Here is a 21,523-nt window from a genome sequence, read left to right as displayed (position 1 = left end):
CAGGGTACGCCCGCCAGTCAGGGCGGGGAACCCTGGTCCGCCCACGCGGCCTCCAGCACGTCCCAGTGGTCCTCCGTCATCAGGCTTGCCGGCGTCACGGACACCGAGGTTGCGCCACCGCGGACCGCGTCCTCAAGCGCAGCGGCGAACGTCTCTGCGGAGATGATGCCGTCCTGTGACCACAACCCCAGCGACAGCGACATGCGCGGCCCCGCCCGGCGGTCCATGGCGCTGGCAAGCTCTTCGGTCCGTGGTGCCCGCTCGTCGTTGAGTCCCACATACTGCCAGACGTGGAGCCGGTCCAACTGCTTGAGCAGGAGGTCATAATCATGGCCGCTGTCTGCACGGTCACCGGTGGCTGACTTCTTTGGCGACCGCACGTCCATCTCTGCCCTGACGCCAAAGGGCTCGACGGCGGCAGCCACCTTGCGGACGATGTCCGCCACTGCCTCGCTGCGCCAGGTCTTGATGTAGGGGTTTGTTTGGTCGATTGCACCGTTGGACTTGCGGGGCCAATCCTGTTGCCCCGTTGTCGCCGTAAAGTCCCGGAGGTCTTCACTGCCGAACGTGAAGCCGTCAAACATCAGCTCCGTAAGATCCACAGCGTCCGGCCGGTACCTTTCCGCGACGAAGGCTGCAAGCCTGACCAACCGAGTCCCGGCCCCGCCGTGACGCAGGGCGGACACGCTGGCAAACGCAGTGGAACTGGTGCCGGTGACATCGCGCCCCGCCAAGGAGGGTGTTTCCTGAAGGGCCCGGTCCAGCAGGACATCCACGGTCAGGACGACGTCCCGCTTGGTGCCATCGCTTGCCGTACCCAGCGCCGCCATGGCCTCAGCGACGTAATCCCGGCCGGTGTCCGCAACGCTGCTGGAGGCAGCACCAAGGTCGCCGGGCCACGGAAAAGCTGTCCAATCAGTCCGGCCCACGGAGATGGACACCGCAGTGGCGTCCACGGCATCGAGCCGTGCGGCCAGGCTATCCAGATACTCCGGAGCGGTGCCGACGATGTCCTCGAAGCCGAGGTTGACCATGCGATCGGAGGGCCGGTCGCGTTCCTCTGCGGAGGAGGCGGTCACCACTACGGTGGATGCCAAGGCGGTGGCCAGCATCAGGATCATTGAACGCACAGTCCGCTTCATGCCGGGTTCCCCGCTGCGTCGCCTTCCAGGGCCGTCACGGACACCACGCCGGTCCGTTGCAGTTTGTTCCACCGCGCCGGGCTCCCCCGCAGTTCCTTGACGATGGCGTTTGCCAGGGCAAGGCCCACAAAAACGGAGTAGAACGGCCAGAGCGGAACCGTCCAGACATACCGCAGATCGCGCCAGGAGTGGTTCAGCCCGAGGGAAAACACGATCAGCAGAACCGAGATGAAGAGGCCCAGCCATCCCAGGATGGCCAGGATCTCCCCGGGGATGGGGCCCTTGCCCGCCACATAGAGGAACGGCAGTATCGCCAGGACCGCCAGTTGCAGGATGGGGATCACCACCATGGTGATCGCATTGAAGACCAGGAACAGCCCGAACGGTCCATACCGGGCCCTCCCCAGCATGCCCAAATGCAGGCGGAGTGTCTGCAGGAGTCCACGCGACCAACGCACCCGTTGCCGCCACAGTCCGCCGATGGTGGAGGGCGATTCCGCATACACCAGGGCCTTTGGCTGGAACCGTACCCGGTACCCGGCCGCGTAGACCCTCCAAGTGAGCTCCAGGTCCTCCCCCAAGGTGTCCTCGTGGAAACCCCCGACGCTGCGGACCAGGTCTGCCCGGAAGGCACCGATATTGCCCGAAACTATCGGAAGGCAGTGGGTCAGCGAGAGCGCCCTGCGCACCAATCCGGTGCCCACGTGGCTGAGGACCGCCAGCATCATGGTTTGTATCCGGTTGAGGTTGACCGGACGGTCGTCGCCGCACACGGCTCCGATTTTCGGATGGTCGAAGCCCTCCAGCATGTGTATCAATGTGTCCGGGGCGAAGATGCCGTCGGCGTCGACGAACATCAGGATCTCGCCTTGTGCCGCCGCGATGCCGGTGTTAAGGGCGGCTCCTTTGCCGGCATTGGCCTGTGAGAGAAACCTGACGCGATCGTACTGGGCTGCGAGACCGGCCATGATCTCCGCCGTCGAGTCGGTAGAGCCATCGTCCACCAACAGGACTTCGAGCAGCAGATAGCGGCTCCTGAGGATCGACTCCACGCAGTTGGTGATCACCACGGCCTCGTTGTAGGCAGGAACGATCACCGAGACCAAGGGTTTTCCACTGATGACGGAGTACCTGTGCTTGACCGTCGGTGGCCGGTGCACGCGGTTGAAGTACAGGGCCAATGGGACATACACGATCTTGATTGCTCCGAAGCCCAGGATGATGGTCCCGCAAATCTGCACAAACGCGAGCGCGGCATCGATGATGATCAACCTGGCCGTCCCACCATGGCGTCCGGGGCCAATCGTCCAAGGACGGTGTCCACGAGTTCCGGGGCGTGGACGCTGTTTGCCCCGAACCTTGCGTTGACCTCAAGGACCACGGGGCTGCCGTCGGCCATCCGCCTGATGTCAATATCCACGGGCCCCGTCAGTCCGAGGGCTTCCACCGTTGACAGGGCCAACTCTGCCACGTCCCGGTCGGCAGGAGGTTCGCTGCGGCGCACGGACACAGCGTTTCCGAGGTTGCCGTCCTTGAGCGCCGTCTTCTCAAGGACCACCACGATATCCTGTGAATGGTTGCTTCTGTGGACGACCGGCGCGTACTCGGTTCCCGGGGCGAACCGCTGCACGATCCACCTGTCATTCAGCGTGGCCCAGATGCGGTTTGCGTTCCGTCCACGATCGGACAGGCGTTCCAGCAGCTGAACGTTCCGCCCGCCGCGCGATACCCGAGGTTTCACCACCACGGGGCCGCCCAGAAGATCCATGGCTTCTTCGGCCGAGCCGAAGGTGCCCGGGAGGCCGAAGTCCGGAACACCGAGACCGGCGGTATCGAGGCATCGCATGGTGTGGAATTTGTCGTTGGCTATGCGCACCGGGGCAGGGTCAGCCACCAGCACCTCCACTCCCGGAGCAAAATCAAGCCGTGCGTCAGCCATCAAAACCAGTTCGTCGCTGACCGTAGGCACCACCAGTTCGATTCCATGCTTGGCAGCCAGCCCCCTTAGCTCCCACAGGTAAGCGGGGGCGTCTGAGCTGGACACCCGGGCAACGGCGTCTGCCGTGCGGGGATTGACGTCCCGCATGTCCACACCCAGGACCCAGTGCCCCCGCAGTCGCAGTTGCGTGGCGAGGGAAGCACCTGCCGGCCCGCCCACGCCGGTCACCATAATCCGCGCCATCAGAACTCCCCTACGGCCGAGCCAAGCAGCCGGACTGGTTCAAAGCCTTCCGCGTAGGCGGTCTTCACCTGCGAACCCCGGAAGGCCGCGAGACTGCGGACCCTTTCGGCGCTCATGTACGGCTTGCCTTTTTGGTTCCGGTGCATGGAAACCGCATGGATCTTGACGTCGACATATCCGGCGATGTCCACAAAGACGCTGGGGTTGAACTGCCGGGTGGAAGACGGGCTCTCAAAGCACAGAATGGACGAGTGCTTCCGGGCGGCCCTCATGGTGGCGCTGTGAACAGCCTGATGGTCCTGGTGGTAGTCGTTTCCGGAGTGGGTCATCACGACGTCGGGCTTGAAGTCATTGATGTATGCCTCGATGGCCTGGACCATCTCCTGGCCATGGTCGGACAGCAGGGTATCCCTGAAGTCGTGCACCTGCACGGCGGAAGCTCCCATGAATCCGGACCCTGACTGGGCCTCGCCGGCGCGGACGGCGCTGTCGCCGCCTTTGCATCCCGAACTCATCACCATGGTCCGCACCTCGTGTCCGGCATCTGCCAGCTTCGCCAGCGTTGCCCCACAGGCGAGTTCAAGGTCATCCGGATGTGCCCCGATAGCCAACACCTTTCGGGGTTCGGTGGCGGTCGCGTGATCGATCCTGAGCGCCGGCGCCACCAGGAAGCCAACCACGAGCCCCGTGGCCGCCAGGAGGATCACGATTTCCATCCAAGGACGCAACTCCGGGACCATTGCCCACCCTGCCACGGCAACCATCAGCAAGCCACCCAGCACCGCAGTGATCCAGCGCAGCCGGTGCGGTGTGCTGAATCTGCGAACGTACCAGCCTTGGCTTGCGGGAAGCAGGGCTCCCACGAGGGCCACTGCCCCTAAAACGCCGGCAACGGCAAACAACGTTGCTCTCATTCTTCCCCTATGTTCCCTCGATACATGCGCAGTACCGGTCCGTGGATACTGCCGATGAATCAGTGGCGGAAGGCGAATTTTCATGACGCTGTTGGGTGGGACAAGGTCAGTACTTGTAGGCAAACTCACCTGTGGCCAGGCCGGTCCCGCTCAGCGAGTACGTCAGGACTTCCGGGTCCCTTTGCCGCTTCGATTCGGCCGTCACATGGAAATGAAGCTCGCCACGCTCAACCCACTTGGTGACGCACCTCAGCACCCGTCTTCCTTCCTGTAGCGAACAGGACCAGCCTTCCGGAGCTTTCAGTGAGCTTTCCTGAATCTTGGAGCCCTGTTCCACGGCGAAGACGGCCATGCCGGGGCCCAACGGCTCGGTGCCGTCGGCAGCAAAGTCAACCTGCATGGCAGTAAGACCCGCCTCACGGTCCTTCGCCGACCAAACGTAGGTGGTGACTGCTGCAGGGGCATCCACTCGCGTTGGTTCGGCAGGTGGAACCGAAGGTGAAGGAGGAACTGGTGGCGGGGTTTCAACGGCGGGCTGTTCGGGAACGGCGGACTGTTCCGGAACGGCGGGCTGCGCTGAAACGGCGGGCTGCGCTGGTTCAGGGACCGGCGGAGCCGGATCCGAGGCCTGCGGAGGCACGGAAGGGAGGGGGCTGGGTATTGCAGCGGGTGAGGTGGAAGGCGACGGGGCCTGCACGGTCACCTGGGGATCGGCCATGGTCTGGACGGACCGCCGCTCCGGCAGGGGACCCTGGTCCAGGTGATCCATCAATCCCAGTCCACCAAGCACCAGGCCCAGTCCAGCAGCCGACACAACAGCCATGACGGCAGGCTGGGCCAAAACCGGCATGCCCAAAACAACCTTGGCCGGTACAACGCCTCCGAGGACTCCCAGTCCGGCTCCCTTTCCAGCCCAGGCAGCCAGCGGAACGCCAGTGATCAGGGGAAGGAGGACACTCCTCATGGTTCCCTGGACGTCCTTGAGTTCGGCCAGGGCCACAGTGCACCCAGTGCACCCATTGAGGTGCTCCCGGACCTTGCGCTCAGCTCCACTGGATAGCCCGCCGCGAAGATAACTGCCCAGTTTGGACGCGAAATCGGCACAGCCCTTGTCCGGGTGCTCAGCGACATGGGCTTGAAGGTACTGCCTGCGCAGGCCCTCCCGTGCCCGCAATGCCAGGGCTGACACGGCATTCGGCGACAAGCCCAGGATCGGAGCAACGGCCGCGGGCTTCATCCGTTCAACATCCAGATACCAGAGCACAGCCTGCCACCTTTCCGGCAGGGAACGGAATGCTTTGGCGACAGTTTGGGACTCGAACGCTGCGACAGCTGAATCGGGCTCGGCAAGCGGAGTGTCGAGAACCGCTTCGTCCCCGCTGGGCACGGTTTTGCCGGCACGGCGGTTCCTGTGGTGCGACAACCTGGTCACCGTGGAAAGGAGGTATGCCCGGAAGAAGTTGTCCGGCCCGCGCCCCGCCACCAGGCTTTGCAGAACGGACTGGAATGCCTCTGCCACAACGTCCTCGGCATCGCTGGGGTTATCCACGTTGCGGCGCGCAACAGCGGAGGCTATGGATACGTGGCGCTCGTACAAGCCGGCGAAGGCCGACACGTCTCCACCACGGACCAGCTTCACCAGGTCGCCATCGCTCTCCACACTGTTGTGGGAGTTGCTGCCCGACGATGTTCCTTGTGCCACTTTAAGGCACCCCCATGACCAATAAATTCGTGCCCATATAGTCGAAGTGGCTCGAGGGCACGAGTCATGACGCCAATAAGTACAAAGCTTTGAACAATTCGCGACGAGTGGTACAACGTCACGAATGCTGCTCCGCCCGCACTGTTGGGATATGACATCGTTCCGGACAAAGACCACCGCCGAGTGCACGTTCTCGCGGCATCTCTTGCTGCGCAGATGGCAGACAGCCAGCTATCAGAGGGGTTGGCGGTTCAGAGCGGACTGGTTTCTCCCTGAGGTCCGAACGGTGGTGACATCCCTTGCCACCCGTTCCACGGTTCCCGCTCCCACGGCCAAGTCACTCGGCGCGGCCCGCGCAAGGAACGGGGTGAGCATCACCGAAACCATCAGCGACTTCCGGGCACTCTTCGTGGCCGCGGAACAGCGGGTGGATATCGACGCTCTCCAGTCACTAGCAGAGGGATGGGCGGAAGTGGCGGAAATTGCCCCGCCCATCTCGTGCACCGATGTCTATACAGGACTGGCCACACGCGCCCACTTCCAGCGCCGGATCCACGAACTTTCAGCGGAAGTGCCCGACGCTTCCGGCGGGCATGCCCTGGCAGTCATCTCTTTGCCGCCTCCCCGGGAGGGTCGCAGCCACCGGTGGACTCTCCTGGCCTTGGTGGGCGATACCGTCCAGCGGACGCTGAAGGGAACCGGTGCCATGGCGATGTATCAGAACTCCGCGATCCATGTCCTGTTTCCCGTTAACGACGGAAACCTCCTGCGCCTCATCGACTGCAGGAAGTCCGTAGAGGCCCTGGCCCTGGAAACGCTAAGCCCCGCGAGGCTGAAGTTCTATCCGCTCTCGATGTCGGTGTCCCTGACCGCACTGCAGGAAGGCCCACCCGACACGTGTTGAACCACCACGTGGGCGTCACGAAAACAGTGCTGCAATCACTCAGTCCTTGACGAACAATTCCAATCGGCCAAAGGACCATCCAGTACATGATTAAGCAGATCCACCTCACCACCACTTCGCTGGTGGCCGCCATCCTGGCTGCGGCCATGACCCTTATCGGGCTGAGTTGGTCGGCCCTCCCGGCCTCCGCCGCGGACATACCGGAAGCCAGCGTTGCGCTTCACACGGAGTCAGTGGTCAACTCACAATGGGACCAGGTCGACCTGACCTGTGAGTGGTCCGTACCCGACCATTCCCAACCTGGAGACACTTTCAGCCTTCAGCTTCCTTCCGAACTGCGATGGTTCGGTACCGCTTCCTTCGACCTGAAGAACGACGACGGCGAAACTGTCGCCACTGCGGTGGCCGACGATGAAGGCCGGGTGGTGTTCACGCTCACCGACTTTGTGGCGTCCCACCCGCTGAACGTTGGCGGCACCTGTAACTTCACCACACAGTATGCTCTGGATCCGGGCAACGGCAGCGTGGACGAACTGGTCTTCACCGTGGGCTCCAGTGTTGTTCGGGTTCCGCTTCCCGATGCCGGCGAGTGCACCTCCGATTGCGAACCCACTCCGCCAACCTCCGCCGGGAAGGGCATGTGGTGGGCTGATTCTGCACAGACGCAGCTCGAGTCCATTTTCTACATGCCACCCATGGCTTCCGACAGCAATGACGTAGTGGTCACTGACGTTCCTGCCGAGGGCATGGAGATTGATTGCAGTGCTGTGACACCCCGGGTTGGACGATCCGTTAACGACGACGGCAACCTCGTTGAACCGCTGGACAACGAGCTTTACCCGGCAGTCATCGATTGCAGCCCCGAGCGCTTGACCGCCTCCTGGACGGGCTTGCCGGAAGGGGAAAGGGTTGAGTTGTTCGTGGTCACCAAGGTCACGGACCCGGCGCTGGATGTCTACCAGAACAATGGAACCGTGGTCATTTCCGGCGAAGAAACCACTGTGGGTGCGGAGACCAAAAGGACCAGCGCCGGTGGGACGGGCAACGGCACGGCGACGCCGTCTCCCACACCCAGCGCCACCTCGACCCCAACTCCGAGCGCAACACCCACCCCCTCCGCCAGCGTGACGCCGAGCGCAACGCCCACCCCTACGGCGACCGCGACCCCCACGCCGAGCGCAACGCCCACGGCAACCCCCTCCGCCAGCGTGACGCCGAGCGCAACGCCCACCGCGGAGCCAAGCCCCAGTACCACCTCCCCGGGCATCGGCATCGTGCCCTCCGACGCCCCACCGGCTTCGGGCACACCGGAACCGCTGGCCACGACCGGCGCCCACAGCGCGGCGTTCATCTTCGCGGCTGCCGCCCTGCTGGCTGTGGGATCGGTGCTGGCCTTCCTGGGTGCACGCCGGGCGCGCAGGCACTAATCCACCCGGGGCCATGAGACCCGGCTCGCGCTGGCATGTATTGGGGGCCAGCGCGAGCCGCTTCCAGCAGGACGACCACAGGATGCGCCAGACTGCCGCATCCTGTGGTTATGCTCGGGAATGCCGGCCCTCCACCCGGGGTTGAGGTGATTGCGGGCCGCGCCACCCGTGCGGCCAACCAGCGGAGGAGAACCATGAACGCCCCAGCCACGTCCATTGACGCCCAACGTGCCCGGTGGGAACGGTTCCGTACAGGGAGGAACGCTGCCCTGGCTGCGGACCACGGCTGGCTGACATTGACATCCTTCCAATGGCTGGAGAAGGAGCCCAGCGAACTGGAACTCGTTCCGGGGCTCTGGTCTGTTGAAGGTGACACGGCACGCCTGACTGCCACCGCGGCGGACGGGTTGACCTTGATTGACGGCGGGCATCCGGTGGAAGGCACCGTGACGGCGGTGTTGCAGGACGAAGAATCGCTTATGTGGGTTCAGTACGGCGGACCGGCAGGCAACCAAGTGGTGGTCGAACTCGCGATGCGTGCCAACAGGTACGCAATCCGGACCAGGGATACCGGCTCGCCCGTCTTCACCGGGTTCCATGGTGTGCCCACGTTTGAGTACAACCCAGCCTGGGTCATCGAAGGCCGGTACGAGGCCTATCCCGAGCCCGTGGACGTCCCGATCGGAACGGCAAACCCGCTGGTGGACGGCGTTCACCGCTCCGTGGGCGAGATTGTGTTCCGTATTTCCGGTGTGGACCACGAGATCCGGCTCCACGCCGAGGCGGAAAAGCTGGGCGCCCTGAATGTCACGTTCCATGATGAAACCAACGGCGACACCACGGACGAATGGCGGAAGGTGTTCATTCCCCGGCCACGCCCTGACGGTTCAGTGGTGATCGACTTCAACCGTGCCATCAACTATCCCAGCGCTTTTACTCCTTATGGGACCTGCCCCATGCCCGTGCGTGGCAACTCGGTCGATGTAAAAGTGGAGGCCGGCGAGAAGCTCCCGGAGGAAGACCTGGACTGACCGGCTAGACGATCGCGGACACCCCGGTCACTGCCCGTCCCACGATCAACGAATTGATTTCATATGATCCCTCGTAGGTGAAGATGGCTTCGGCATCGGCGAAGATCTTGGCCATCCTGTAGTCCGTGACAATTCCGTTCCCGCCCAGGATGGACCGGCCACGTGCCACCGTTTCCCGCATCCGGGCAGAGCAGTACGCCTTGGCCAGTGCCACTTGCGCCATGTCCGCGCCACCGTGGCGGACGCCCTGTGCATCTGTGTAGGTGTCCTCTTGGAGTTGGGCGATCCTCACCATCATTCCCATGCTGGCCACGGCGTTGCCCAGCATCTCCACCAAGTGCTGTTGGATGAGCTGGAACCGGGCCAGTGGTTTGCCGAATTGCAGGCGCTCCACAGCGTATTGCCGCGCCACGTCAAAGGCAGCCAACTGCTGGCCAACGGCCTGCCAGGCCACCATGATCCTGGAGCCGCGCAAGAGGTGGTTGGTGTCGACAAAGCTGCCGATGCTGGCAAACCTGTCGGACTCGGCCACATGCACGTCCTCAAACAGGATGTCGGCATTCTGTACAGTTCGGAGCGCGATCTTGTTTTCGATGCGTGTCCTGGTGATTCCGGGCAAAGAAGCGTCCACGATGAAGCCCCGGACCGATCCGTCGGCCTCATCTTTGGCCCAGACCAGCATGTAGTCACAGAACGTCCCGTTGCCTATCCAGCGTTTGGCGCCGTTGATCACCCAGTACGTGCCGCCGTCGACGTCGTCCCTGTCCACCCTGCGGGCGGTGGTTTGCATGCCTCCGGCGACATCGGACCCATGGGCCGGTTCAGTGAGTGCGAACGCGCCAGTGGTCCGAAGGTTGGAAGCGTCGTCGAGGTATTTGTCCTGCTGCGCGTCGCTGCCGAAGTCGTAAAGGGACTCGACAAAGAGATCGTGGTGGACCATGAAGAACGTTGCGATCGATGTGTCCACCCGCGTCATTTCCGCGATGACGAGTCCCGCGAACAGGTGCGTATAGCCGCGTTGGGCCGGAGCGCTGAGGCGTAACGCGGCGAGCTTTGGGAGGATGTGTGCGGGGAATTCGGCCTTCTCCCACCACTCACCGGCGTACGGGGCGATTTCGGTGGCCAGGAATGCCCGCAGTTCGTTGAGTTTCCGCTGCTCCTGCACGCTCAGGAGCGACTCGAAATCGAAGAAGTCGGCGGTGGGCAACCCGCTGACGGCTGCGTCGGTGACGTTCGATGGCGGCCCTGACGCGGGTGCCGGGAGTGGACTCGCAGTGTAGTCACCCATCATTTGAGCCCCATCCTGATGGCCCCGTCCAGGCGGATGGTCTCGCCGTTGAGCATGGCGTTTTCCACGATATGCGCGGCGAGGTTTGCGTATTCCGCGGCCCTGCCCAACCGGGCGGGGTGGGGTACCTGCTGGCCGAGCGAATCCTGGGCCGCCTGGGGCAGACCCGCCATCATAGGCGTCTCGAAGATGCCCGGCGCGATGGTCACCACACGGATCAGTGAACGGGCGAATTCACGGGCCAAGGGCAAGGTCATGGCCGCCACTGCGCCTTTGGATGCTGCATACGCTGGCTGGCCGATCTGCCCTTCGAAGGCGGCCACGGATGCCGTGTTGATGATGACTCCACGCTCCGGGCCGCCCAGTTCTGTGGCAACGGGTTCCGTCCCGGCCATGGCTGCGGCAGCCAATCTGACCACATTGAAGGTTCCCACCAGGTTGATCTGGATGACTTTGTTGAACGTTTCCAAGGGCAGTACGCCGTCGCGCCCCAGGACTTTGCCGGGGGTGGCCACGCCGGCACAGTTGACCGCGATGCGGAGCGGCCCAAGGGCCATTGCGGCATCGACGGCCGCCTGGACCTTGGCTTCGTTGGTCACATCTGCCGGAGCGAAGACAGCCTTGGCTCCGTGATCCCCACCAGCTTCATTGAGTTGGGCGGCATAGGATTCCCCTGCTGATTGCGGCAGGTCCACGATCACCACCGATGCGCCCGCATGGTGGAGCCGTTCGACGGTTGCCGCTCCCAAACCCGACGCGCCACCGGTGACAAGCGCCACCGTCCCCCTGATGTCCATCCATCCTCCTCGATGCCGGCTCAAATCCGTTAATGCATGTTAACTGGAATTGTGATCCAGCGCACCCTGAACGTCCCGATAGGCTGGTCCCATGCCTGCCGACCAGAACCCTGCAGACCAGCTCGCGGCATCGAATCTGCCAGCATCGAACCTGCCGGCGCCGGACGCCGCCGACCGCGCCAACCAGGCCGCCCGCTCAGTTACCCGGGCTTTCGGCAGGCGGCTGTTGTTCATCCCCGGAACCCACCTCGGCACCGTCACGCTCCCCTCCGCCGGTAGCCTCCGCAGCCTGGCAGCTCCCTGGCATTACTGGTGGCAGGCGCACTATGTTGACTGCCTGGTGGATGCAGGCCGCAGGGAACTGGCCTCGGGTGTGAAGTTCGACGGCGGCTCCCGCCCCAGCGCAGGAAGGCTGGCTTCCCGGCTGGTCACCACCATCCGGATCCGCAACCTTTTCCGCTTCATCAATCACTACTACGACGACATGGCCTGGCTGGCGCTCGCGACCCTGCGCCTGGAGTCGCTCGCAAGGGAGGCGAAGAAGCCGGGCCGCAGGCGCAACGCGTACGTGCGGAAGTCCCTCACCGCGCAGTTTGACTCGGCGTCCACGGACGAGCTTGGCGGTGGCACGTTCTGGAGCACCGCACGGGACTTCAAGAACACCCCGGCAACGGCCCCGGTGGCCCTCTACTACGCCAGGACCGGGAACGTGGCCAAAAGCCAGGCCCTGGTGGAATGGCTGAACACCAGGCTGCTGCATGCAGAACGCGGCCTCTACATGGACGGGCTGCGTATCCGCGACGGCCAGGCATTCCTTGAGGAAGCCGTATACACCTACAACCAGGGACCGGTCCTTGGTGCCCTGCTTGAGCTGGGCGGAACAGGCAACCTGGAACGCGCTGCCCGGCTCATAAGCGCAACCGCCCGCGAGCTGACTGTGCCAGGGACCGGCATCATCCGGGGTGACGGTACCGGCGACGGCGGTCTTTTCACCGGCATCCTCGTCCGGTACCTGGCCCTTGCCGCACGCGACGAACGCCTGCCGGAGGACACCCGCGCTACCGCCCGCAACCTCGTGGCAGCTACTGCGGACGCGCTGTGGTCCGGCCGCACCGACGCCGGCCACGGACCGGCATCCCGTCCGCGGCATGTTTTCTCCTACGATCCCCTACGGCCGGCGGCTGAGACGTATCCGGCAGGTGCCGCCGTCGAACTTTCCACCCAACTCCAGGCGTGGATGATCCTTGAGGCGGCCGCGACGATCCCAAGTAACGCGCCGATCCCAACTAAGTAGCAGCTGTGCGCGTTTTGAGGGCTCAAAACGCGCACTAATGCGACTTAGTTGGGTTTTTTGCGCTGGGGGTACGGTGCCTCATGCCTGGCCAGCATCTCCACAAAACCGGCGATCTTGCGTGCGCGGGTGTCGGCACCCTTCACCGCGTTGGTGCGGAGGATGAGGGCGAAGCGGTTCTGGGATGTCAGGACATCGAACATGGCCTGCGCCTCGGGCACGGCGGCGATAGCGGCGGCGAGGTCGTCGGGAACCACGGAATCGGCAGGCCCGGCGTAAGCGGCTTCCCAGCGGCCGTCGGCTTTGGCTGCCTCCACGACGGCTCGCCCCGCCTCAGTCATCTTTCCAGCCTCCTCCAGCCGGGCTATGTGGCCGACGTTCCGCAGCGACCACATGCTGCGGGGGCCTCGCGGCGTCATGCGCTGCACATAGCACTGGGCGTCGCGGCTTTTCGTCTGGCCATCGATCCACCCAAAGCACAAGGCCTCATCCAGGGCAGCGGCGTAGTCCAGCTCCGTGACGTTGCCGCCCTTCTTGTGGAGGACAAGCCAAACCCCGGGGCTGACCGCAGCATTGTTGGACAACCATTGCCGCCACTCCGCAGCGTCCTTGACCGTCAATTCTTCAAGCTCAACAGGCATGGCCCCATTCTGCTGTGAATCGGCCCCCACGGCATAGGCTTGTGCGGAAGCACGCCTCGGAACCACCCAGGAGGACCCATGCTGCGAGCACGCCCCATCCATTTCACGTCCCGGCCGGAGAAGTGGACCCAGTTGTTGACGGCACTGGGCCTGGCGAACACCGTTGCGGACCATGACTGGTGGGAGTTCGACGCCGGCTCCGGCCGCCTTGCGCTGCACCGCGTGGCGCACCAGCAGCCGGAGCCACAGGACGGAACCACCCGGTTTGGCGTGGAGGTCGGAGTGCTGGCCGAGTTCGCCCGACGTACCCGGGAGGACGGGACCATCGCCGATATGACGGAAGCCGCGCACGGAGAAACCGTGCAAGTCACTGCGCGCGACGGCTTCTCCTTCCTGGCTGATCCGGCCAAGCGCGCCGAGGACGGTACATGGGCCACGTCGGACAAAGCCGACCCCGCCATCACGGTAGTAGCCACCTGGGTGAGTCCCGCCGTCGACGATTCCGCGCAGGAACTGCGCAATATTGGCGCGCGGCCACGGACCGCAGATGACGACTCAGCGACCTTCACCACCAAGAACGGCGGCATCCTGCGGGTTGTTCACGGAGCAACCGCCGGATCCGGGGAACTGGCTTTTGAGTACGACGGCGGGCTGGAACCGCTGCTTGACCGGCTCACCGATGCGGGAATCGACGCGAGGATGGGCGACGGAGTGCTCTATGTCGCCAACCCGGATGCCGTGGGTGGCTCGGCACCGGCTTCGATCGTCGTGGAGCGGAAACCCGGGCTGACGGGGCAATAAAAAGTCATTGCTTCAGTCCGCCAAAGCTCCGTTGCACAGCCGGCTGACCACCTCGGTGAGCATGGCGAGCCCGGCCACGATGTCCTCATCCGTGGTGTATTCGTGCTCGTTATGTGAAATTCCGTCGACGCTGGGCACGAACAGCATCACCGTGGGAACTACGTCCTTCATGTTGGTGGAGTCGTGCCCGGCCAGGGTCATGACTTCCTTGTTGCTCAAGCCAAGGTCTGCGGCCACCTTGGCGGCGAGCTCCACTCCCTCGGGCTGGTACGGCGTGACAGCCCAGGAGTGCGAATGGTGCTGCTCCACGGAAACGTTGGCCAGTCGCTCGATCTCCCTGATGCGCGAGTGCAGCAGGGCATCCGCTTCGGCCAGCACTGCCTCGTCGGCGCTGCGCAGGTCCAGCAGCAAGTTCACGCGGGATGGCACCACAACCGGCGAGTTCGGGTAGACGTTGAGCTGGCCCACCGAAGTGTGCAGGACACCCGGGAACTTATCAGCGAGTTCGCGGGCCGCGACCACCAGCATGGACGCCCCGAGGAGGGCATCCTTGCGGTCGGCGATGACGGTCGAGCCGGTGTGGGCCTGCTCGCCGTGCACCACGAATTCGTACTTGTTGGCCGCCCAGTTCGAGTGGACCAAGCCAATGGTGACGCCTTCGCGCTCCATGCTGCGGCCCTGCTCAATGTGGATCTCGGCGCAGAAAGCAGCTTCCGGCCCTTCAAAGTCACCTCGGCAGCCAATGGCGTCCAGCGCCTCACGTACGGAAACACCGTCGGCATCCTTGGTGTTAAGCGCCTCTTCCAAGTCCAGCTTCCCCGTATAGACGGACGAGCCCATCATGGACGGCTTGAAGCGGCTGCCTTCTTCGTTGAACCAATTGACGACGGCGAGGTTGAACTTGGGTGCCTCGGCGCCGGTTGCCCAGCGCTCAACCAGGCGGAACGCGGCGTGGGCGGCAGCGAGGACGCCGTAAGCGCCGTCGTAACGTCCCGCGGTCGGCTGGGAGTCCATGTGCGAGCCGACCACGACGAACGGAGCACCGGGAACGGCTTCGTAGAGACCCCACTGGTTGCCGGCGCGGTCGAACCTGACCGAAAAGCCGTGTTTCTCAAGGAGACCGGTGAGCCAGCGGCGTTGTTCGCCGTCGGGGATCGTGGCGGCCTGGCGGTCCACGCCGCCGTTGTCCGTGGCCCCGAAGGCGCTCATGGTGCGGAAGTCCTGGACGAAGGCGGTGTCCTGGGCCGTGAAGCTGGTGGTGTTTATCATGGTCTCCCCTAATTGCTCTTGTGGGATTGGCCGGCAGGAACGAGGGCCGCCGGCGCAGCGTGGAAGTCTGTCGATTGGTACGTGAAGTGGCCTCCGACGGCGGTGGCCAGGACACGCAGTTGGCTGATGTCCGGCGCATCCAAGGGAGAGGCGGAGAGGACGGTGAAGTCCGCGAGCTTGCCCTGCGTGAGCGACCCCTTGTCCGCCAGCGTGCCCGTGGCTGAGGCCGCTCCGCTGGTGTAGGCGGCCAACGCCTGCAGCGCGGTGAGCCGCTCGTCCGGATTGCCGAACACCGCGCCTGAAGCTGTCTTCCGGTCCACGAACGCCTGCATCCCGCGCAGGACGTTCCCGTCCGCCACGGGCCGGTCGGAACTGCCTGCCAGGACAACCCCGGCATCGAGGAAGCTGGCCGCCCGATAGGCCCAGGAAAGGCGCTCGGGACCAAGGGAAGCCGTCATGCCATCGCCGCCGTCGCGGAAGAAGCTCGCCTGCGGAGTGACGGCGATCCCGGCTTCCGCAAGCCTGGAGAGCTGCTCGGGCCGGGTCATGGACGCGTGCTCGATCCTGTTGGGCACGCGTCGCGGACCGTAGGTGGCTTGACATTCGGCGATGATGTCCAGCGCTAAATCGATGGCCCTGTCCCCAATGGCATGCGCCGCGATGGACCACCCCGCGGCGTACGCTGCCTCGATGCGTTCCCGCAACTGGGCCGGGTCCGCTTGGAAGTAACCGACGTTGCCGCGGTTGTCCTTCTGGCCGTGGCTGCAGAACTCATGGCTCACAGCCGCGGTCTCGCCCAACAATGATCCATCAAGGAAGACCTTGGCTGGCCCGAGGGACAAGTACTCGCTCCCGAATCCGCTGAAGATCCCAAGATCCAGACCGGACGGAGCCACCCCGGCGCTGTCGGCGCTGTGCCCATCCAGGCCGTGCAGCACATCCAGCACCGGCATCACCTGGGCACGGGCGTGCAATCGGCCATTGGCGGACGCCCGCTGGTACGCGGCGAGCTCGGCCGGGCTGTGCCCGATCCATCCACCGCCCACACCGGCTTCGGTGAAACTCGTGATTCCCTCGGCGGCGTAGTACAGCGTTGCCCGCTCCAAGGCTGCCTCGATGTCCTCCAGCGAGTACGGCAGGATCAGCTGCTGGATCAATTCCTGGGCCGTCTCCTGGACGAGTCCCGTGGGACGTCCCGCTGCGTCGCGGACTATCGCTCCGCCGTCGGGATCGGGGAACGACGGCGATTCGGCACCTGCCAGCCGCAGTGCGGCGGTGTTGACCACGGCCATATGCCCGGAGTTGTGGCGCATGAACAGCGGCCGTTCCCCTGTGATGCGGTCCAGCTCGGCGATATCCGGGAAGGAACCGCCGTGCTGGGTCTGGCTGAAGCCGGTGGCGAACAGCCAGCCATCGCCTTGAGCCGTGGCATCTGACAGCAGTCCATACAGCTCCGCCAAGCCACGTGCCCCGGACACATCCAGCTCCGCCAGGCCCAGCCCGAACCAGGTGGTGTGGCAGTGCGCGTCGATGAACCCGGGGGTTACCGTCGCGCCGCCGAGGTCCAGTACGTCAGCGGCGTCGAGCCCGGAAAGCTCCTCGTCCAGGCCAACTATTCGGCCCTTCCAGATGCCCAGCGAGCTGGCCGATGGGCGGTCCGGATCCATGGTGATGATGTCTGCGTTGCGCAGGAGAAGATCGAGTTTCATGGCGCGTTCTAGCGGTGCGACGTGGTGACGGACTTGATGCGGGTGTAATCCTCGAGCCCGAATACGGAGAGGTCCTTGCCCGTGCCGGAGTGCTTGAAACCACCGTGGGGTGCTTCGGCAGGAATGACTTGGTGGCAATTGATCCACACGGCACCGAAGTCAAGCTCTGTGGAAACGCGCGTCACCACCCCATGGTTCTCCGACCAGACGCTGGAGGCCAGGGCATACTTGGTGCCATTGGCCAGTTCAAGCGCTTCCTCTTCGGTGGTGAAAGGCTGGACCGTGAGCACGGGACCAAAGATCTCCTCGCACACCACCTCGTCGGTCTGGAAAACGCCGTCGATCACGGTTGGTTCAAAGAAGTACCCGGTACCGGTGCGCTTGCCGCCGGCCAGGACCTGCGCGTTGGCAGGGAGCCGGGACATAAAGCCCTCCACGCGTTCCAACTGGGCAGCACTGTTGAGCGGGCCGAGGTCCGTTCCGACCTTCAGCGCCGAGGCAGCATCGGCCAAAGCCGCAGCAAACTCCGTGTGGATCTCTTCCTGGACCAGCACGCGGGTAACGGCCGTGCAGTCCTGGCCGGCGTTGAAGAAGGCTGCCAGTGCGATTTCCCGCGCGGTCCGTTGGATATCGACGTCGGCAAACACCACGGCGGGTGCCTTGCCGCCGAGCTCCAGGTGGACGTCCTTGAGCGTCTTGGAGGCCGCGGACATGACCTGCGCCCCGGCCCGGGTGGAGCCGGTGATGGAGACCATTTCCGGGATATCGTGGTCCACCATCGCAGCCCCGGCTTCACGGCCGCCGCACACCACGTTGACCACGCCAACCGGGTAGACCTGCTGAGCCAGCTCGGCCAGGACCACGGTGGACCACGGGGTGGTGTCGGCCGGTTTGAGGACCAGCGTGTTTCCAGCGGCCAACGCGGGACCGATCTTCCAGATGGCCATCATGAACGGGTAGTTCCACGGCGTAATTTGTGCCACCACGCCAATCGGCTCACGACGGATGGTAGAGGAGAATCCCTCGACGTACTCCGTCTGTGCCGTGCCCGAAACAACGCGGCAGGCCCCGGCAAAGAAGCGCAGCTGGTCGGCACCGCGCAGGATTTCCAGCTCCTTGGTCAGCGCAGCAGGCTTGCCGGTGCAGGCCACTTCGGCCTCAAGCAAGCGGTCAACGTTGGCCTCGACGAGGTCCGCGAGCTGCAACAGCAGCGACTGCCGCGTGCCCGGCGTCGTGCGCTTGTAGCTCTTGAACGCCGCGGCAGCAGCCTGGAAGGCGGAATCGACCGTGGCGGCGTCGCTGTCCGGGGCGGTGCCGATCTGCTGACCCGTCGCGGGGTCGAAGAAGGGCAAGGTATCCACTGAGGGCACGGACTCGCCGTTGATGATGTTCTGAAGCTGGATCACGTGGGGTCCTGACTCTTAGTTGGACGTTTTGGGCGAGCGGGTAGCGGGGTCCTGGGGAAGGTGCAGCAGGGCGGGCAAGCCTGAATCTGCGGCACGGCGGAACGCGGCCGCGAAGTCTTCTGTGCGGTCCACCCGCTCCCCGTAGCCCCCGTAGGAGCGGGCCAGCGCAGCGAAGTCCGGGTTGGTCATGTGGGTTCCGGACGGGCGGTCCGGGTAGTGCGCTTCCTGGTGCTCGCGGATGGTGGCGAAGATGCCGTTGTCCACCACCAACACAATGAACTGCGCTCCGTAGCCCATGGCCGTTGCGATTTCCTGGCCGTTCATCATGAAGCACCCGTCGCCGGCAACGGAGATGACTTGGCGGCCCGGGAACGCGAGGGAGGCTGCAACTGCCGCCGGAATGCCCATGCCCATGGCTCCGTTGCGCGGTGCTGCAAGGGAATTGGCGGAGTTGTGCTTCAGGTACCGTGCGGGCCACAGGGCGTGGTTCCCCGCACCGAAAGTGAGGACGGCGTCGTCGTCCATCTCTTTCTTGAGGACTTCCATGGCGACGCCCAAGTCAACGCCGATGCCGCCGTCGGGCCGGGGTGTGGAGAAGGCGAGGTGGTCGGCACGGGCAGTGGCGAACCAACCGGCCTCGCGGTCGCCGCCCGCATCAGTGGGCAGCGCTGTGGCAAATGCGGTGACGTCGGCAACGATGTGTTGGTCCACGCGGCCGAAGTGGCCCAGGAGGTTGGCATCGGCGTTGACCACCACCGTCTCCGCGTTGAGCCCGCGCTTGTAGCCATCGGAGAGGACATCGCCGCGGACGCAGCCCACGAAGACCAGGAGGTCCGCGTCGTCCAACCGCTGGGCATTGGCGTCGCTGCGTCCGTACCCCAGAAAGCCGGCGTAGGCGTCGCTGCGGTGCGGAACGGCGTCGTACGCGCGGAAGTCCGCCAGCACCGGAACGCTGTGGCGGCTGGCCCAGGCGGCCAACTGCCCACCGGACTCCTGCGTCCAGCCTTCGCCGCCGACGACGATCAGGGGCTTGCGTGCCTTGTCCAGCTTCTGCTTCAAAGTGGCAAGGTCCGCGGCTGCGGGAGTGGACCGCGCCACCGTGCGGGGTTCCACGGTGGCGTCTTCCACGACGTGCACCAGCACATCTTCCGGGAGGCCGATCACCACCGGGCCGGGGCGGCCGCTGAGGGCGGTGAAGATAGCATCGTCCACCACACGGGCAGCGGATGCGGCGTCGTCGAGGGTCACCACCTTCTTGGCGGTGCTGCCGAACCAGGCGTTGATGTCGAATTCCTGGAACGACTCGCGGCCACGGTCGGCCACCGGAATCAGGCCAATGAAAAGGATGAGTGGCGTGGCGTCCTGGTGCGCGGTGTGGACGGCGATGAAGGCGTTGGCGGCACCCGGTCCACGGGTCACCATGGCAACTCCGGGAAGCTCGGTCAGACGGCCCTCCGCGAGGGCCATGAATCCTGCGCCGCCTTCCTGCCGGGCCACCACGTTGGTGATCGGCGAGCCGTGCAGGCCATCCAGGACATCAAGGAAACTCTCCCCGGGAACGGTGTACACACGTTTGATTCCGGCCCGTTCGAGTTGGCCCACAATGAGGTGGCCGGCGGTGGTGCTCAATGCTTCATTCCTTCTTCTTTGATGGACAGGCCCGGGAGGAACAGGCCGGACAACGCGGTCAGCGCCGAGACCACGAGCAAGATGATGGCGCCGGGCCAGTAGGAGTTGCCAGTGGCCGCGACCAGCGCGGTGGCGATCAGCGGAACGAAACCGGAGATGACGCCCGCGGTGTTGGACGTGATGGCGACGCCGGTGTAGCGCACCTTGGTGGCGAAGAGGGCAGTCAGTGCCGTGCCGGACACCGCGTACGGAATGGAGAGGACGGCCACGCCGATCATCATGCCGATGACCACAAGGAACGGGTTGCGGCTGTCGATGGCCAGGAAGACGGGAACCGCAATGGCAGCCGAAGCCACGCCACCCCAGAGGATGACCTTGCTGGCACCGAATTTCTCGCCCAAACGGCCGGCCCAGATGAGGGCGCCGATCTCCAGGGCAGCGGCCACGAGGCTGCCGAGCAGCAGGAGCTCAGAGGGCAGCTTGAGGACCTTGGTGCCGTAGAACACCACAAAGCTGGTGATGAGGTAGAAGCCGCCGATACCCAGGAGGGCCGAGCACATGCCCACCAGGATTTGGCGCCAGCTGTTCTTCAGCACTCCGCGGATGGGGGCGTGCTCGGTTTCGCCGGATTCCATGAGGGCCTCGAACTCGGGTGATTCACTGAGCTTGCTGCGGATCCACAGGGAGACGGCCAGCAGGGGGATGGCGGCGATGAACGGGATACGCCAGCCCCAGGCGTCAAAGTTGGTCTGCCCCACCAGGTAGAGCATGCCGAAGAAGCCGCCGGAGGACAGGATGGTGCCGATTGGGGAACCGACCTGCGGGAGCGCGGCATAGCGCGCACGCTTTGCCACGGGAGCATTCTCGACGGCGATAATCACCGCGCCGCTCCACTCACCGCCCACGGCAAGGCCTTGGATGATGCGCAGGAGTACCAGGAGAACCGGAGCGGCCATGCCGATGCTCATGTAGTTGGGCAGGAGGCCGATCATGCCGGTGACAATGCCGATCCCGACGATGGTGACCATCAGGATCTTCTTGCGGCCCACCTTGTCTCCCAAGGCACCGAAGATGAAGCCACCTATGGGGCGGGCAACGAAGCCCACAGCCAAAGTGGCGAAGGAACCCATGGCGGCGACGAACGGATCCTGCGAGACGAAGAACTGGGCGTTGAACACCAAGGCAGCAGCCGTGGTGAAAAGGAAGAAGTCGTACCATTCCAGCGCCGTGCCAACCAGGGCGGCCAAAGCCACCTTCTTGGTGACGCTTTCGTCGATGACGCGATCTGCCGAGGGGCTGACGCCCGTGGCTCCGCTGACGGTGCTTGCCATTGATGCTCCAAAAGTGCGAACGGACCGGATATTGGGATCCGGGACGATGGTGTGGATAG

The 21,523-nt window shown here is 64.5% G+C and carries 18 protein-coding genes; 5 read left to right on the top strand and 13 right to left on the bottom strand.

Features of this window, described 5'->3' with window-relative positions; genetic code table 11:
- Positions 1-17: 17 nt before the first annotated feature.
- From ACPFL9_RS03860 to ACPFL9_RS03840, 5 genes are all read right to left on the bottom strand, one after another.
- Entirely contained in the window at positions 18-1,142 is a 1,125-nt protein-coding gene (locus tag ACPFL9_RS03860) for a hypothetical protein (protein WP_426005954.1), read from the bottom strand.
- Positions 1,139-2,413, bottom strand: a complete 1,275-nt coding sequence (locus ACPFL9_RS03855; RefSeq protein WP_426005952.1) for a glycosyltransferase — start codon at positions 2,411-2,413, stop codon at positions 1,139-1,141. The genes ACPFL9_RS03860 and ACPFL9_RS03855 overlap by 4 nt, the downstream gene beginning before the upstream one ends.
- A complete protein-coding gene (locus ACPFL9_RS03850; RefSeq protein WP_426005951.1) occupies positions 2,410-3,324 on the bottom strand; it encodes an ATP-grasp domain-containing protein in 915 nt (304 codons plus the stop codon). The genes ACPFL9_RS03855 and ACPFL9_RS03850 overlap by 4 nt, the downstream gene beginning before the upstream one ends.
- The gene (locus ACPFL9_RS03845) at positions 3,324-4,238 is read right to left on the bottom strand and encodes a PIG-L family deacetylase (RefSeq protein ID WP_426005950.1); all 915 of its coding nucleotides are present in this window, start codon (positions 4,236-4,238) and stop codon (positions 3,324-3,326) included. The genes ACPFL9_RS03850 and ACPFL9_RS03845 overlap by 1 nt, the downstream gene beginning before the upstream one ends.
- A gap of 106 nt (positions 4,239-4,344) precedes the next feature.
- On the bottom strand, positions 4,345-5,940 hold the full coding sequence (locus ACPFL9_RS03840) for a sigma-70 family RNA polymerase sigma factor (RefSeq protein WP_426005948.1): 1,596 nt from the start codon (positions 5,938-5,940) through the stop codon (positions 4,345-4,347).
- Between the two features lie 367 nt (positions 5,941-6,307).
- On the opposite strand from ACPFL9_RS03840, the gene ACPFL9_RS03835 reads away from it, so the two are divergent.
- The 3 genes from ACPFL9_RS03835 to ACPFL9_RS03825 all read left to right on the top strand — a co-directional run bounded on the left by ACPFL9_RS03835 (position 6,308) and on the right by ACPFL9_RS03825 (position 9,302).
- Positions 6,308-6,844, top strand: coding sequence for a hypothetical protein (locus ACPFL9_RS03835; protein WP_426005947.1), 537 nt, complete (start codon positions 6,308-6,310; stop codon positions 6,842-6,844).
- An 86-nt stretch (positions 6,845-6,930) separates the two neighbouring features.
- Positions 6,931-8,271 carry an Ig-like domain-containing protein gene (locus ACPFL9_RS03830; protein WP_426005946.1) on the top strand — a complete coding sequence of 447 codons (1,341 nt, stop codon included), beginning with the start codon at positions 6,931-6,933 and terminating at the stop codon, positions 8,269-8,271.
- A gap of 194 nt (positions 8,272-8,465) precedes the next feature.
- Positions 8,466-9,302, top strand: coding sequence for a DUF1684 domain-containing protein (locus ACPFL9_RS03825; protein WP_426005945.1), 837 nt, complete (start codon positions 8,466-8,468; stop codon positions 9,300-9,302).
- Positions 9,303-9,306: 4 nt separating this feature from the next.
- On the opposite strand, the gene ACPFL9_RS03820 is transcribed toward ACPFL9_RS03825, so the two are convergent.
- Both ACPFL9_RS03820 and ACPFL9_RS03815 read right to left on the bottom strand, forming a co-directional pair.
- A complete protein-coding gene (locus tag ACPFL9_RS03820) occupies positions 9,307-10,593 on the bottom strand; it encodes an acyl-CoA dehydrogenase family protein (protein WP_426005944.1) in 1,287 nt (428 codons plus the stop codon).
- Positions 10,590-11,387: an SDR family NAD(P)-dependent oxidoreductase gene (locus ACPFL9_RS03815; RefSeq protein ID WP_426005942.1), complete on the bottom strand. Its 798-nt coding sequence runs from the start codon at positions 11,385-11,387 to the stop codon at positions 10,590-10,592. The genes ACPFL9_RS03820 and ACPFL9_RS03815 overlap by 4 nt, the downstream gene beginning before the upstream one ends.
- A 91-nt stretch (positions 11,388-11,478) precedes the next feature.
- On the opposite strand from ACPFL9_RS03815, the gene ACPFL9_RS03810 reads away from it, so the two are divergent.
- Positions 11,479-12,681 carry a glycoside hydrolase family 76 protein gene (locus ACPFL9_RS03810; RefSeq protein ID WP_426005941.1) on the top strand — a complete coding sequence of 401 codons (1,203 nt, stop codon included), beginning with the start codon at positions 11,479-11,481 and terminating at the stop codon, positions 12,679-12,681.
- Between the two features lie 44 nt (positions 12,682-12,725).
- Here ACPFL9_RS03810 and ACPFL9_RS03805 read toward each other — a convergent pair whose 3' ends face one another.
- Positions 12,726-13,319 (bottom strand): YdeI/OmpD-associated family protein, encoded by a 594-nt coding sequence (locus tag ACPFL9_RS03805; protein ID WP_426005940.1) that lies wholly within the window; start codon positions 13,317-13,319, stop codon positions 12,726-12,728.
- 78 nt (positions 13,320-13,397) lie between these two features.
- Between ACPFL9_RS03805 and ACPFL9_RS03800 the strand changes: the two genes are divergently transcribed.
- Positions 13,398-14,120, top strand: a complete 723-nt coding sequence (locus ACPFL9_RS03800) for a hypothetical protein (protein ID WP_426005938.1) — start codon at positions 13,398-13,400, stop codon at positions 14,118-14,120.
- A 12-nt stretch (positions 14,121-14,132) separates the two neighbouring features.
- Here ACPFL9_RS03800 and ACPFL9_RS03795 read toward each other — a convergent pair whose 3' ends face one another.
- The 5 genes from ACPFL9_RS03795 to ACPFL9_RS03775 are packed head-to-tail and all read right to left on the bottom strand — an operon-like array spanning position 14,133 to position 21,464.
- Complete coding sequence (locus tag ACPFL9_RS03795) at positions 14,133-15,389, bottom strand: M20 family metallo-hydrolase (protein ID WP_426005937.1); 1,257 nt, start codon at positions 15,387-15,389, stop codon at positions 14,133-14,135.
- A gap of 8 nt (positions 15,390-15,397) precedes the next feature.
- Positions 15,398-17,098, bottom strand: coding sequence for an amidohydrolase (locus tag ACPFL9_RS03790; protein ID WP_426005936.1), 1,701 nt, complete (start codon positions 17,096-17,098; stop codon positions 15,398-15,400).
- An 8-nt stretch (positions 17,099-17,106) separates the two neighbouring features.
- A complete protein-coding gene (locus ACPFL9_RS03785) occupies positions 17,107-18,504 on the bottom strand; it encodes an aldehyde dehydrogenase family protein (RefSeq protein WP_426005934.1) in 1,398 nt (465 codons plus the stop codon).
- 15 nt (positions 18,505-18,519) lie between these two features.
- Positions 18,520-20,133, bottom strand: a complete 1,614-nt coding sequence (locus ACPFL9_RS03780) for a thiamine pyrophosphate-dependent enzyme (protein ID WP_426005933.1) — start codon at positions 20,131-20,133, stop codon at positions 18,520-18,522.
- Positions 20,130-21,464, bottom strand: coding sequence for an MFS transporter (locus ACPFL9_RS03775; RefSeq protein WP_426005932.1), 1,335 nt, complete (start codon positions 21,462-21,464; stop codon positions 20,130-20,132). Before ACPFL9_RS03775 ends, ACPFL9_RS03780 begins: the two co-directional genes overlap by 4 nt.
- Between the last annotated feature and the right edge of the window lie 59 nt (positions 21,465-21,523).

This window comes from Paenarthrobacter sp. NyZ202 (genome assembly GCF_049860755.1).
In the GTDB taxonomy this organism is placed as follows: Bacteria; Actinomycetota; Actinomycetes; order Actinomycetales; family Micrococcaceae; genus Arthrobacter.
Note: the sequence above shows the minus strand (reverse complement) of the source record. Positions and strands in the feature narration are given on the sequence as shown.